This window comes from Nocardia sp. NPDC052254, from assembly GCF_040679495.1.
Classification (GTDB): domain Bacteria; phylum Actinomycetota; class Actinomycetes; order Mycobacteriales; family Mycobacteriaceae; genus Nocardia.
In genome coordinates, this window is sequence record NZ_JBFAUW010000011.1 from 58,890 (window position 1) to 72,982 (window position 14,093).

Annotated in this window: 12 protein-coding genes; 8 read left to right on the plus strand and 4 right to left on the minus strand. The window is 68.9% G+C overall.

Features of this window, described 5'->3' with window-relative positions:
* Positions 1-218 precede the first annotated feature (218 nt).
* The 5 genes from AB0L57_RS24975 to atzF are packed head-to-tail and all read left to right on the plus strand — an operon-like array spanning position 219 to position 6,760.
* Positions 219-1,739, plus strand: coding sequence for an amino acid permease (locus AB0L57_RS24975; protein WP_364966673.1), 1,521 nt, complete (start codon positions 219-221; stop codon positions 1,737-1,739).
* Between the two features lie 30 nt (positions 1,740-1,769).
* Positions 1,770-2,519, plus strand: coding sequence for a DUF1989 domain-containing protein (locus tag AB0L57_RS24980; RefSeq protein WP_364966676.1), 750 nt, complete (start codon positions 1,770-1,772; stop codon positions 2,517-2,519).
* Positions 2,516-3,136 (plus strand): urea amidolyase associated protein UAAP2, encoded by a 621-nt coding sequence (locus tag AB0L57_RS24985; RefSeq protein ID WP_364966678.1) that lies wholly within the window; start codon positions 2,516-2,518, stop codon positions 3,134-3,136. The genes AB0L57_RS24980 and AB0L57_RS24985 overlap by 4 nt, the downstream gene beginning before the upstream one ends.
* A complete protein-coding gene (locus AB0L57_RS24990) occupies positions 3,133-5,154 on the plus strand; it encodes a 5-oxoprolinase/urea amidolyase family protein (RefSeq protein ID WP_364966681.1) in 2,022 nt (673 codons plus the stop codon). The genes AB0L57_RS24985 and AB0L57_RS24990 overlap by 4 nt, the downstream gene beginning before the upstream one ends.
* A gap of 13 nt (positions 5,155-5,167) precedes the next feature.
* Positions 5,168-6,760: an allophanate hydrolase gene (gene atzF, locus AB0L57_RS24995; RefSeq protein WP_364966683.1), complete on the plus strand. Its 1,593-nt coding sequence runs from the start codon at positions 5,168-5,170 to the stop codon at positions 6,758-6,760.
* A gap of 24 nt (positions 6,761-6,784) precedes the next feature.
* On the opposite strand, the gene AB0L57_RS25000 is transcribed toward atzF, so the two are convergent.
* From AB0L57_RS25000 to AB0L57_RS25010, 3 genes are all read right to left on the minus strand, one after another.
* On the minus strand, positions 6,785-7,636 hold the full coding sequence (locus AB0L57_RS25000; protein WP_364966686.1) for a sulfurtransferase: 852 nt from the start codon (positions 7,634-7,636) through the stop codon (positions 6,785-6,787).
* Between the two features lie 24 nt (positions 7,637-7,660).
* Entirely contained in the window at positions 7,661-9,028 is a 1,368-nt protein-coding gene (locus AB0L57_RS25005; RefSeq protein ID WP_364966688.1) for a benzoate/H(+) symporter BenE family transporter, read from the minus strand.
* A gap of 87 nt (positions 9,029-9,115) precedes the next feature.
* On the minus strand, positions 9,116-9,643 hold the full coding sequence (locus AB0L57_RS25010) for an Lrp/AsnC family transcriptional regulator (RefSeq protein ID WP_364966691.1): 528 nt from the start codon (positions 9,641-9,643) through the stop codon (positions 9,116-9,118).
* A 184-nt stretch (positions 9,644-9,827) separates the two neighbouring features.
* Between AB0L57_RS25010 and pdhA the strand changes: the two genes are divergently transcribed.
* Genes pdhA through AB0L57_RS25025 form a run of 3 tightly spaced genes read left to right on the plus strand, consistent with a single transcriptional unit; the run spans position 9,828 to position 13,346 of the window.
* Positions 9,828-10,943, plus strand: a complete 1,116-nt coding sequence (gene pdhA, locus AB0L57_RS25015) for a pyruvate dehydrogenase (acetyl-transferring) E1 component subunit alpha (protein WP_364966694.1) — start codon at positions 9,828-9,830, stop codon at positions 10,941-10,943.
* Positions 10,940-11,926, plus strand: a complete 987-nt coding sequence (locus AB0L57_RS25020; protein WP_364966697.1) for an alpha-ketoacid dehydrogenase subunit beta — start codon at positions 10,940-10,942, stop codon at positions 11,924-11,926. Before pdhA ends, AB0L57_RS25020 begins: the two co-directional genes overlap by 4 nt.
* Positions 11,927-11,951: 25 nt before the next feature.
* Positions 11,952-13,346, plus strand: a complete 1,395-nt coding sequence (locus AB0L57_RS25025) for a dihydrolipoamide acetyltransferase family protein (RefSeq protein WP_364966700.1) — start codon at positions 11,952-11,954, stop codon at positions 13,344-13,346.
* A 6-nt stretch (positions 13,347-13,352) separates the two neighbouring features.
* On the opposite strand, the gene AB0L57_RS25030 is transcribed toward AB0L57_RS25025, so the two are convergent.
* Complete coding sequence (locus AB0L57_RS25030) at positions 13,353-13,802, minus strand: thioesterase family protein (protein ID WP_364966703.1); 450 nt, start codon at positions 13,800-13,802, stop codon at positions 13,353-13,355.
* Positions 13,803-14,093 lie beyond the last annotated feature (291 nt).

Here is a 14,093-nt window from a genome sequence, read left to right on the forward strand (position 1 = left end):
AGATGTGTCACCGCCTCATCGTGCCACCGAGCCTGCGCGCGAACCTCTCGCACCGCCGCTCACCTGCGGTTGTGAAATATCTGTCACTCGATAGAAATCGCGGCAACACAGAAGTTACGCGCGTTACCGCAAGCGATACACAACGGTCACCGAAAGCGCGATCCCGGCCGCAAAACTGTCAAGCGATAGATATTGAGCGCCACGCCGGAGGACCGCACATGGCCATCGCCCTGGATCCACCCCCGCAATCCACACCCGACAGCGCCGACCTGGAACGGTTCGGCTATCAGCCGGTGCTGCATCGCAAGCTGGGCCGCTACGCCTCGTTCGCGGCGGGCTTCTCCTTCGTCTCGATTCTCACCACCATCTTCCAATTCTTCGGGTTCGGTTACGGATTCGGCGGCGGCGCATTCTTCTGGACCTGGCCGATCGTGTTCGCCGGACAGTTCCTGGTCGCTCTCAACTTCGCGGAACTGGCCGCGCGCTACCCGATCTCGGGCTGCATCTACCAGTGGTCGCGCCGGCTCGCCGGAGAGTTGGTGGGCTGGTTCGCGGGCTGGATGATGATCATCGCGCAGATCGTCACCGCCGCGGCGGCTGCGATCGCGCTGCAGGTGGTGCTGCCCTCGATCTGGAGCGGATTCCAGCTGATCGGCACCGAGACCGCGCTCACCTCCACCGACGGCGCGACCAACGCCGTACTGCTGGGCAGCATTCTGCTGGTGGTCACGACCGTGATCAATGTGATCGGCATCGATCTGATGGCGCGGATCAACTCGATCGGCGTCACCGTCGAGATCGTGGGTGTTCTCGCCGTCATCGCGTTGTTCTTCACCCACACCGAACGTGGCGCCGATGTCGTGCTGCACACCGATCAAGCCACACCCGGGCCGTACTGGGCGGCATTCCTGGTGTCCGGGCTGATGGCCGCCTACGTCATGGTCGGATTCGATTCCGCCGGTGAGCTTTCCGAGGAGACGAGGAATCCGCGCCGGGTGGCACCACGCACCATCCTGCTGGCACTGTCGGCCTCGGCCCTCGGCGGCGGTCTGCTGCTGCTCGGCGCGCTGATGGCCGCCCCGAGCGTCAGCGACGGCAGATTGGCCGCCGACGGGCTCGCCTATGTGATCACCGCGAAGCTCGACAGCCCCGCCGGCACCGTCCTGCTGGCCTGCGTCGCGATAGCGATCACCGTGTGCACCTTGGCGATTCAGACCGCCGGCTCCCGGCTGATCTTCTCGATGGCACGCGATGACCGGCTGCCGTTCTCCGCCCGCCTGGCCAGGGTGCACCCCCGCTTCGGCACACCGGTGCTGCCCGCGGTGGTCATCGGCGTACTCGCGGTCGCGCTGCTGGTGGTCAATCTCGGCAACGCCGCGTTGTTCGCGACCCTCGCCAGTGTGTGCATCGTGACGCTGTACATCGCGTATCTGCTGGTCACGGTTCCACTGCTCATCCGGCGTCTGCGCGGCCTGCCCGCCGCCGAACCCGGCCTGTTCTCCCTCGGCCGCTTCGGCATCCCGGTGAATCTGCTGGCGGTGGTGTGGGGAATCGCCATGGCGGTGAATCTGGCCTGGCCGCGATCGGAGGTCTACACACCCGACGGCGGCAGCTGGTGGATGCTCTGGGCCGCACCACTTTTCCTGATCCTGACCATCGTGGTGGGCGCGGCCGTGCACCGCGGTGTCACCCCCGGGCCCGCTCCGGCCGAATCCCGGCCCGCACCGCAACCCGCCTGACCCCGCCCGTCCCGCCCGCGAGGAGTTCCCATGTCCGACACCGCATCCACCACCTCCGCCCGCGCACACGCGAGATCACAGGCAGCGGCGGCGATCGTCGCCGGCCCCGCGCTGCCGGAATCGGTCGACCGCTCGGAAATCACCTTCGCACAACGTGTTCCGGCCGACGGGTATACCACCGCGGTACTCGGCCGGGGCACTCGCATCCGGCTCGGCGACCCGGACGGCCGCGCCTGTGCGCATGTGCTGTTGCTGCGCGCCGAGGCACCGTGGGAACGGCTGAATGTCGCAGATACCGTCAAGGTCCCGTGGCAGGCGTACCTGGGTCCCGGACATCCACTGCTGTCGGATCAGGGGCGGGTGCTGGCCACGGTCGTCTCCGACAGCTCGGGCCGGCACGACGCGCTGTGTGGTCCGACCGCACACGTGCGCGCCACACTCCGGGTGGCCGGTGCGAAACACGGGCTCACACCACGCGATATCGGCCCGACGCTCTCCTTCTTCCGCGGCGTCCGGGCCGGCGCCGACGGTGGGCTCACCGCCACCGGTAATGCCGGTCCGGGCCGCGCGGTCGAACTGCTGATTCATCTGCCGCTGACCGTTCTGATCGCCAATGGCGCCCACCCGCTCGACGAACGCCCCACGACCGCACTGGATGTCGTCGCCTGGCGCGCCGCCGAGCCGCACGGGCCCGGCAACGACGATCCCGAATACCGGCGCGCCGTCGAGAACACCGAACAGGCCTGGCTGGCCGCTCACGATCTGGAGACCGTCGCATGAACAGCACTGCCGAACGCACCGTGGTACTGGACGAGACGGTGGCCGCCTGCGCCCCCTGGTCGGCGATCGTCGCCGCGGGGCATCAACTGGAGATCATCGATCTGCACGGCAATCAGGCGGTCGACTGCCTGCTCTATTCGGCCGCCGACCACACCGACCGCTACAGCGCCCAGGTCACCGTCGCGGCGCAGCGCAATATCTTCCTGACCACCGGGAGCGTCCTGCGCGCCGAATCGGGGACCCCACTGATGACGGTCGTTGCCGACGATGTCGGCAACCACGACACCATCGCCGGTGCGTGTTCCCAGGAGTCCAACACCCTGCGCTACGGTCACCACACCCGCCACCAGCACGCCTGTGTGGAGAACTTCCTGACCGCGGCACTGGAGTGGGGTCTGGGCAAGCGGGACCTGGTCTCGAACATCAACTGGTTCATGAACGTTCCGGTCGAGGCCGACGGGACGCTCGGCATCGTCGACGGTCTGTCCGCGCCGGGCAAATCGGTGACCCTGCGCGCCGAGATCGACACGCTGGTCCTGGTGTCCAACTGCCCGCAGATCAACAATCCCTGCAACGGATTCGAGCCGACCCCGGTCCGGATGGTGGTGTCGCGATGAGTACCGTACAGCTCGAGAAGGGCGTGGTCGGCGCCACCGATATCGACGGCTCGGCGATCGAGGTCCTGCGCCCGGGAATGCTGACCACCGTGCAGGATTGGCCGGGCAGAGTCGGCTACTGGAATGTCGGCGTCCCGCCGTCGGGCCCGATGGACGATCTGTCGCTCCGGCTCGGCAACCGCGCACTCGGCAACGACGAGGGTGCCGCCGGACTGGAATGCACACTGGCTGGGCCCGCATTGCGGTTCGGCGTCGCGACATCGGTCTGCGTCACCGGCGCTCCCGCCACGGTGACGGTCGACGGCCGGCCGGTCCGGCAGTGGCGCACGGTCGTGGTTCCCGCCGGTGCGGTACTCGACATCGGCGCGATCCACGGACCCGGTATGCGAACCTATGTGCTGATCGCGGGCGGGCTGAACCTACCCGAATACTTGGGCAGCACAGCCACTTTCACACTCGGACGATTCGGTGGCGGAACCGGCGCCGCCCTGCGCTCCGGCGACCGCCTACCGCTCGGTGCGCCTCCGAGGCGGATCGGCTCCGGGGTGCCGATGGCCGATCAACCGGTGCTGTCGCATCGCTGGGAGCTCGCGGTCACCGAGGGCCCGCACGGCGCGCCGGAGTTCTTCACTCGCGAGGATATGAACACCCTCCTCGGCACGGATTACGAGGTCCATTTCAATTCCGACCGGACCGGCGTGCGGCTGATCGGACCGAAGCCACGGTGGGCGCGCACCGACGGCGGCGAGGCCGGGCTGCATCCGTCCAACATCCACGACACCGCGTATTCCGTGGGAGCCCTGGATTTCACCGGAGACACCCCGATCCTGCTCGGCCCCGACGGTCCCAGCCTGGGCGGATTCGTCTGTCCCGTCACGGTCGTCGCCGCGGAACGGTGGAAGCTGGGACAGCTCTGCCCCGGGGACACCGTGCGCTTCGTACCGGTGCGGGCCGATCGGGCGGCCTCGATCCGCGCGCTGGGACCGGCCCGGCGCGCGGACTGGCCCATCGTCCTGTCCGACGGCGGCGATGGGGACGACGGCATCATCGCCCGCGCCGAGGCCGACGACACCACCTCGATCACCTACCGCCGCGCCGGTGACGACGGCATCCTCGTCGAATACGGCGATATGACCTTGGATCTCGGTCTGCGGGCACGCGTGCACGCCCTGCATCACCATCTGCTCGAACATGCCGAGCCCGGTATCACCGAGCTGACACCCGGCATCCGCTCGCTCCAGATCCGCTTCGACCCGCAGCGGCTGTCACGCCCGAAACTGCTGCAGCTCCTCAGCGAGGCGGAGTCGGCGGTGCCCGCGGCCACCGAGCTCGTGGTGCCCAGCCGCACCGTCCATCTGCCGCTGTCCTGGGACGATCCGGCCACTCGCGAGGCGATCACCCGGTACATGCACGGCGTGCGCGCCGATGCGCCGTGGTGTCCGTGGAATATCGAGTTCATCCGCAGGATGAACGGATTATCCACGGTCGCAGATGTTTTCGACACCGTCTTCGCGGCCGAGTACCTGGTGCTCGGACTCGGTGACGTCTACCTGGGTGCGCCCGTGGCCACCCCCACCGATCCCAGGCACCGGCTGGTCACCACCAAATACAATCCGGCCCGCACCTGGACCCCGGAGAACGCGGTCGGGATCGGTGGCGCATACCTGTGCATCTACGGGATGGAGGGTCCCGGCGGGTATCAGTTCGTCGGGCGCACCACGCAGGTCTGGAATCACCGCAGTTCCGGCCGGGACGAAAATCCCTGGTTGCTCCGATATTTCGATCGTATCCGCTGGTATCCCGTCGGCGCGGAGGAACTGCTGGACATGCGTGCCGACATCGCCCGCGGTGGTGGCGAACCACGCATCGAGGAGGGCGAGTTCCGGCTCGCCGACCATCGCGAATTCCTGGCCGCGAACTCCGAGTCGATCGCCGGCTTCCGCGCGCGACAGGCGGAAGCCTTCGCGACCGAACGGAATTCGTGGCGTGCCGCCGGTGAGCTGTCCGAACGAGATTGAGGGTGGACGACCTATGAGCATCTGGATTCATCGCCTCGACCCCGGCACCGACGCCACGACCGGCGCCCTCGCCGGTCTGCGCCTGGCGGTCAAGGACAATGTCGACGTCGGCGGGGTACCGACCACCGCGGGCTGCCCCGGCTATTCCTTTGTGCCGCAGCGTGATGCGCCCGCGGTGGCGGCGCTGCGGTCCGAGGGGGCGGTGGTGGTCGGCAAGACCAATCTCGACCAGTTCGCCACCGGCCTGGTCGGCACCCGGTCGCCCTACGGTGCGGTATCGGATTCCCGCCGTCCGGAATTCATCTCCGGCGGGTCGAGTTCCGGCTCGGCGGTCGCGGTCGCGACAGGTGCCGCCGATATCGCCATCGGCACCGACACTGCCGGGTCCGGCCGGATTCCGGCGGCGCTGCAGGGCATCGTGGGTATCAAGCCGACCGTCGGGGTGATCTCCACCGAGGGTGTGATTCCGGCCTGCCGTTCCTATGACTGTGTCACGATCTTCGCCACCGATCTCGGCACGGCCGATCGCGCGATGGGTGTCATGGCCGCGGGCGCCCCCGACCGGCCCTGGCCCAGCGAGTTCCGCCTGGCGGCCCCACCACGTCCCACCGTCGCGGTCTTCGCCGAACTGCCCGGATTGGATCCGCAGTGGCGCACCGCCTTCGAGCGGACGGTAACGACCCTGCGGCAGCGCGGTGCCACCATCGTCGAGATCGATCCGGCACCGTTCCTGGCCGCTGCGCGTCTGCTCTACGACGGCGCGCTCGTCGCCGAAAGATACGCTGCGGTAGGCGAATTCGTCGATGCGAACCCCGACGGGGTCGATCCGACCGTGGGCGGCATCATCCGGGCGGCGAAGGACATTCCCGCGCACCGGCTGGTTGCCGACCGCGCCGAGCTCGAACGGTTGCGTACCCAGGCGATGGCGGCACTGTCGGGCGCCGACGCGCTGCTCGCCCCGACCGCACCGGCCCATCCGACGATCGCGGCGGTCGCCGCCGATCCGGTCGGTGTCAATTCCCTGATGGGCACCTACACCAACTTCTGCAATCTGTTCGATCTGTGCGCGGTGGCGGTACCGTCCGCGAGCGCGGGTGAATCCTGTTTCGGGGTAACCGTTTTCGCCCGCCCGTTCGAGGATGCCGTGGCAGCCGACCTCGCCGCGCTGATCACCGGCTCCGACCCGATCGCACGGCCGTGGCCACTGGCCGCCGCACCGCCGTGCGAACTGATCGTCTTCGGCGCGCATCTACGCGGCCAGCCGCTGGAACACCAGTTGCACGCGCTGGGCGCGCGCTGGGCAGGCGAGGTCAGCACCGCACCGGCCTATCGGCTCGCGGCGCTGGACACCACACCACCGAAACCCGCCGTCACCCGATGCGAGGGTGGTGTGGCGGTCGCGGGCGAACGATGGCTGCTGTCGCCGGCGGCACTGGGGCGCTTCCTGGCGAATCTGCCCGCTCCCATGCAGCTCGGTGCGGTGGAACTCGACGACGGCAGCTGGCACACGGCATTCGGGTGCGACGGCGAGGCGGCGGCCGCGGGTAAGGACCTCAGCGAATACGGCAGCTGGCGAGCGGCGCTGGCAGCCGGCGCGGTCGGGTAGCGGCTGTCGAAACGGCCGCCCCGGTCAGTCCAGGGCGGTGGCGACCGGTCGCTCCGGATCACTGGACCATTGCGACCACGATCCGGGGTACAGCGCGGCAGATACGCCGGCCACCGACAGGGCGGCGATCTGATGGGCCGCGGTGACTCCGGATCCGCAGTACACCGCCACCGGGCCGGATCCCAGTCCGGAGAAGCGCTCCCGCAACTGTTCGGGGGACTTGAACGTCCCCTCTGAGGTGAGGTTGTCCGATGTCGGCACGCTCACCGCACCGGGAATGTGCCCGGCCCGCGGATCGACCGGCTCGACCTGGCCCCGATAGCGTTCACCGGCTCGCGCGTCCAGCAGCGCACCGGACCATTCGGCGACCTCGTCGGCCTGCACGACGGGCATGTTGCCCGGCCGCACCACCACATCACCGGGTACCGGATCGGATTCGCTGCCGGTGGCCAGTTCGCCACCGTCGCGCTGCCACGCGGGCAGGCCGCCGTCCAGGATGCGCACATCGCCGACCCCGGCCCAGCGCAGCAGCCACCAGGCCCGTGCCGCCGACATTCCGCCGGTGGCGTCGTAGACGACGGTGGGCTGCCCGGCGCGCAGGCCCCAGCTGCGCGCGCACCGCTGCAGATGCTCCGGTGCGGGCAGGGGATGGCGGCCGTGCGCGGGCGATGGCGGCGCGGCCAATTCGGTCTCCAGATCGACGAATACGGCGCCGGGGATATGGCCTGCCAAATAGTGCTCGGGCCCGTCGGGATCGCCCAGCGCCCAGCGCACATCCAGCAGGTGCACCTGGCAATCGGTGTCCGACAGCGTATTCCGCAGTTCCTCGGGCGAAATCAATACGGCGGCCAATCCCGGCTCCTCTACCAGAGACATACCCCTGACGCGAACGGTTTCAGCCTACGACACCGCGCGTGCCGGGGACGGCGCACCGGGGACACCGGAATCATCGCGATTCGCGCCCGGGTACTCGGGCACCGGCCCCGGATCGCGGCCGTGCGGGCCCGCCGGACCGGCTGCGGCATCCGGGGTGGGTCGCGGTGCGAGCACCCACCGCACCAGCAGACCGGCCACCACCGCCCAGAACGCCGCGCCGATTCCGAAGACGGCGATGCCGGAGGCCGAGACCAGGAAGGTGACCGTCGCCGCGGTGCGATGGCCGGCGGGCCCGAGGGCAGCGGTCAGCGCCGACCCGAATGTCGCAATCAGGGCAAGTCCGGCAACGGTTTCCAGCACTCCGGTGGGTGCGGCCGCGGCGAGGGCGACCAGTGCCGCCGACGCTGGGGCGAGAACCAGATAGCAGCCCCCGGCGGCCATCGTCGACCACCAGCGCCGGCGCGGATCGGGATGGGCCGACGGCGCGGCCGCCAGCGCCGCGCTGATCGCGGCCAGATTGATCGCATGCCCGCCCGCCGGCGCCCCGGCGATGGTCCCGAGCCCGGTGACCGTCATCGACGCCCGCCACGGCACCCGATATCCGAATGAACTCATCACCGCGACGCCGGGCAGATTCTGCGCGGCCATCGTCACCACGTACAGCGGCACCGCGATACCGATCATCGCCTGCCAGCTCCAGTGCGGCACAGTCCATTCCAGCTTGGGGACCAGATCCGCCGCCCGCACACCGTGATGCCCGGCCACCATCGCGATCGCGGCCGCGACCACCGCGGTGCCGAACGCGCCCGGCACCGCCCAGCGGCTCGCGAAGCGCTGCAGTACCAGCCACACCACCAGCACCGGCACCACCACCGCGGCACTCGAGGTGGTCAGGGCGCGCAACGGCGCCAGGCACAGCGGCAGCAGGACACCCGCCAGCATGGCCTGTGCGACCTCGACCGGGATCGCCGTGATCACACGGCCCAGCCGGGACCAGAGACCGGTCAGCACGATCAGTACCCCGGTCGCGGCGAACGCTCCGACAGCGGCGGGCCAGCCGCCGGTGACGGCACCGGCACCGGCGAGCAGCGCCGCGCCGGGAGTGGACCAGGCCAGGGTGATGGGCAGTCGATACCGCACACCCAGCACCCACATCCCCAGCGCCTGCGTGACACAGACGGCCAGCAGACCCGATGCCGCCTGAGCCGGACTGGCCCCGACCGCGGTCAATCCTGCGAGCACCACGGCCCACGAACTGGTGAAACCCACCGCCGCCGCGATGACCCCGGCACCGACCGCCTGCGCCCGGCCACCACTGGCGGCTGCCGGAGCGTGCTCGTTTCCCGGTTCGGGATCGGATGTCGTACGGGATTTCGGAGCGCCAGCAGTCACCGGGTCATTCTCACGAGCCGCTGGCCTCCCGGTCAGCAGCCAATCCTCGGAAACTGGCCCGAAATTCGCGACGCGTCCGGCCGGCCGTCAGCCGGCACTCCCCGCACTGTCCGCAGCCGCGGCGTCCGCACCCGCCAGCCGCCGCAGCAGTGGCGCCGTGCGCGGGCCCACCAGCTGCTGCATCACCAGCGCCATATTCGTCCGCTCCACCCCCGCGATCTTCAGGATCGCACCGGTGATCCGATACAGATCATCGGCGTCGCGAGCGACCACCCGCACCGTCAGATCCGATGGACCGGTGGTTCCGCACACCTCGGTGACCTCGGGGATGTCCGCGAGCTCGGCCACGATGTCGGCCAGCCGATGCTGGTCGACCACCACCGCCACGAAGGCCGCCAGCCGGTACCCGAGCGCCCGCGGATCCACCCGGCGCTCGAATCCGGTCAGTACCCCACCGGCCTCCCAGCGCGCCAGCCGGGCCTGCACGGTGTTGCGCGACAATCCGAGCCGGGTGGCCAGTTCCACCCCAGTGGCCCGAGGGTTGGCAACCAGTTCCAGCAGCAGCCGGGCATCGGTGGAATCGAGCGCGGTCGGAGCAGTTTCGGCACTGGACATGTAGGTCAGTATGACAGTCCACCTCCGGGTTCGATCACGCATTCTGCTCAGTTCGAGTGTTAGTACTTGCGCAACTCGCTCAATCGTGGATGCTTTGTGTTACAGCACACTGCTGGCGAAACACCGATCCACCGGATCGCGAAACGCGGCGACCCCGCTCGCGACGACCGAGGAGGTGAAGGCTGTGGACGACACCACAACCAGGCACGACACCGGGACCACCCCCTATCCGGTACAACTGGTCCAGCCCGATGGGCGCCGGGTATTCGATCGCGACCACGCCGCACTGGTCGCCGATATCGGCCCGGACGAATTGCGCGCACTCTACGAGGATCTGGTGGTCACCAGGCGGATCGATGTCGAGGCGACCGCATTGCAGCGCCAAGGCCAGCTCGGCCTGTGGGCGCCCATGCTCGGCCAGGAGGCCGCGCAGATCGGCTCGGCCCGCGCCCTGCACACCGACGACTACGTGTTCTGCAGCTATCGCGAGGCGGGCGTGGCCTACGCCCGCGGCGTGGATCCGACCCTGATCACCCGTTTGTGGCGTGGTGTGGCGCACTCCTGCTGGGATCCGGACGAGATCAACATGACCAATCCGGCCATCGTGGTCGGCTCCCAGGGACTGCACGCCACCGGATACGCCTACGCGGCCCACCTCGAAGGCGCGGAGATCGCGGTGGTCACGTATTTCGGCGACGGCGCCACCAGTCAGGGCGATATCGCCGAGGCCCTCGGCTTCGCCGCGTCCTGGAGCGCGCCGGTGGTGTTCTTCTGCCAGAACAATCACTGGGCCATCAGTGAGCCGGTGCAGCTGCAGAGCCAGACCCCGATCGTGCGCCGCGCCTACGGCTACGGGATTCCCGGTGTCCAGGTCGACGGCAACGATGTGCTGGCCGTGCTGGCGGTGACCAGGCAGGCGGTCGCGCGGGCGCGCGCCGGTGGCGGACCGTCGTTCATCGAGGCGATCACCTACCGCATGGGCCCGCACACCACCGCCGACGATCCCACCCGGTACCGCTCGGCGGCGGAGACCGAACTGTGGCAGCGCCGCGATCCGATCGACCGGATGCGCCGGCTACTCGAGCGAGAAGATCTGTGGGACGGCGATTTCGAGCGCCGGGTCACCGAGCGCGCCGATGCCGTGGGCACCGCGGTCCGTACCGCCACCATCGATATGCCCGATCCGGACCCGATGCGATTGTTCGATCACGTCTACACCACCGATCACCCCCTCGTCGCCGCCGAGCGCGACGAATACGCCGGATACCTGGCGGGTTTCGAGGAAGGAGTCCGGCCATGATGACCACCTTCGCGGCTGCGCTGAACACCGGAATGCGCCGGGCACTCGAGGACGACCCCAAGGTCGTGCTGATGGGCGAGGACATCGGCCGGCTGGGCGGGGTGTTCCGGGTGACCGACACCCTGCAGAAGGACTTCGGCGACAACCGCGTCATCGATACGCCGCTGGCCGAATCCGGCATCATCGGAACGGCTTTCGGGATGGCTCTGCGCGGTTTCCGGCCGGTCTGCGAGATCCAGTTCGACGGCTTCGTCTATCCCGCCTTCGATCAGATCGTGTCCCAGGTCGCCAAGATCCACTACCGCACCGAAGGGAAGGTACGCGCCCCCATCACGATTCGCATCCCGTTCGGTGGCGGCATCGGATCGGTCGAACATCACTCGGAGTCGCCGGAGGCATATTTCGCCCACACCGCCGGTCTCCGGGTCGTCTCCCCGAGCAACCCGCAAGATGCCTATCTCCTACTGCGCCAGGCGATCTCGTGCGACGATCCGGTGATCTTCTTCGAGCCCAAGCGCCGCTACTGGGACAAGGCCGATCTCGACTTCGCCGCCCTCGACACCGAGTCGCCGTCCCTGGACCGGGCCCGTATCCGCCGCCCCGGGCGCGATGCCACCATCGTCGCCTACGGCGGCATGGTCGACACCGCCCTGACCGCGGCCGAAATCGCGGCCGGTGAGGGACATTCACTCGAGGTCGTCGACCTGCGCAGCCTGTCGCCGATCGATTTCGGCACCATCGAGGAATCGGTGTGCCGCACCGGCCGGCTGATCGTCACCCACGAGGCACCGGTCTTCGCCGGACTCGGGGCGGAGATCGCCGCCCGCGTCTCCGAGCGGTGCTTCTACCATCTCGAGGCACCGGTACTGCGCGTCGGAGGCTTCGACATCCCGTATCCCCCCGCTAAGCTCGAACGGCACCACATGCCCGACCCCGACCGCATTCTCGAGGCGGTCGATCGAACGCTCGCGATTTCGGCCTGACCGCATTTGCAGACAGAGGTGCCCGTTGGAAGAACCAGCAGACCCCGCAGAACCCGCAGCAGACAACCACATCCTCGAATTCCGCCTGCCCGATCTGGGTGAGGGACTGACCGAGGCCGAACTCATCTCGTGGTCGGTCGCGGTCGGCGACACCGTCGAACTCAACCAGACCATCGCCGAGGTGGAGACCGCCAAGGCTCAGGTGGAGCTGCCATGCCCGTTCTCCGGGCGGGTCACCGAATTACTGGCGCGACCGGGCGATACGGTCGCGGTCGGCGCACCCTTGATCCGGGTGCGCAGCGACGCGGCGGTCGAACCTCCGCCGGTCACCGAGACCCGGCAGTCGGTGCTGGTCGGATACGGGCCGGATGCCGAATCGCCCACCCGGCGCCGTCGTCCGGCCTCGAAAAACGGTACCAGCGCACCACATTCGGATACGGCCACCACCGATCCCATCCCGCCGGAGTTTCCCGGCCGACCACCGGCCACTCCGGCGGCCCGGCAACTGGCCCGGGAACTCGGTATCAACATCGCCTTCGTGGCCGGATCCGGTCCGGGGGGCGCGGTGACGGTCGAGGATGTGCGCCATGCCGTGCCGGTCTCGCAGCCGCCGCGCCGTGCGAAGCCCGAGGAGGAGTCCCCGGACGCGCCACGCCGCACACCCCCGCCGGTGCCGACCATGCGGCCCGACGGCGGGATCATCCGCCCCACCCCCAGCGAGCGCGAGACCCGGACCCCCGTCAACGGCGTACGCAAACGCATCGCGGCCGCCATGACCGCCAGCGCCCGGACCATTCCGCAGGCCAGTGCCTTCGTCACCACGGATTTCACGGCCTCGATGGAACTGCTCGACCATCTGCGCAGCACCGATTCCTTCACCGGCCTGTCCCTGACCCCGCTGGCCCTGGTCGCGAAGGCGACACTGGCCGCGATGGCCGAATTCCCCGGTATCAACTCCTGCTGGGACGAGGAAGCCAAGCAGATCGTCACCAAGCACTACGTCAATCTCGGCATCGCGGTGGCCACCGATCGCGGCCTGCTGGTGCCCAACATCAAGGAGGCGCAGTCGCTGAGCCTGCGCGAGCTGTGCCGCGAGATCGGCTGGCTGGCCGATGTGGCGCGGGCGGGTTCGGCGACACCGGCCGATCTGCGCGGCGGCACCTTCACCATCAGCAATGTCGGCGTCTTCGGCGTCGATACCGGGGTGCCGCTGGTCAATCCGGGCGAGGGCGCGATCCTGTGCCTGGGCTCGATCCGCAAACGGCCGTGGGTGTACCGCGACGAACCGGCGATCCGCTGGATCACCACCCTCGGCGTGAGTTTCGATCACCGCATGATCGACGGTGAGCTGGGCGCCCGGTTCCTGTCCACGGTCGCGGCGCTGCTCGAGGATCCGCTGACCCTGCTGGGCCGGATCTGAGGCGCGCTACTCGCCCGCTGCCACCAGTGTGGCCGCGGCGGTCCGGATGACCGGCGGGATCTCGACGGATTTGCGACTCACACGGTCGACGTAGACGTGCACGAAGGAACCGGTGGCGGCCAGTTCCAGTGTCTCGTCCGGATTCGCGTTGTCCAGCACCCGGAATATCGCCAGCTCGTAGGTGATGCTGGACCGGCCGAGGCGAGAGATGCGCAATCCCACCCGCAGCTGATCAGGAAAGCTCAGCGACCCGAGGTACTGGCAGGAGGTCTGCGCCACCACACCGATCGCGGGCAGTTCCCGGATATCGGTGCCGGTCGCCGCCATCAGCCAGGCATTGACCGCAGTGTCGAAGTACGAGTAGTAGGTCACGTTGTTGACGTGGCCGTAGTGATCGTTGTCGGCCCAACGGGTCGGCACCGGCCAGAGCACCGGATACTCCTGCTGTGTGGTCACCGCCTCGACAATAGCGTCCGGAGCGACGCGGCCGGAGGCGGCAGCTCGCGTCACCACGCAGGACGCCGCGCAGGACGCCACCGAGCACAGCGTCCGCAGCGACACGGCCGGCGGCGGCTCGGCCTCATACCGGAACCGCGGACGGTGAACCCATTGCGCCGCCGAAACGTGTCGGTGGTAGGTCATACACTCGACTCGAAACCGGTTGAATCCGGAGCCCGTGCGGTCACGCCGACGATGCCGTGGCCGCTCGGGAGTACGGGGAGCCGCCGACCGAAGGCCGGCACCGCC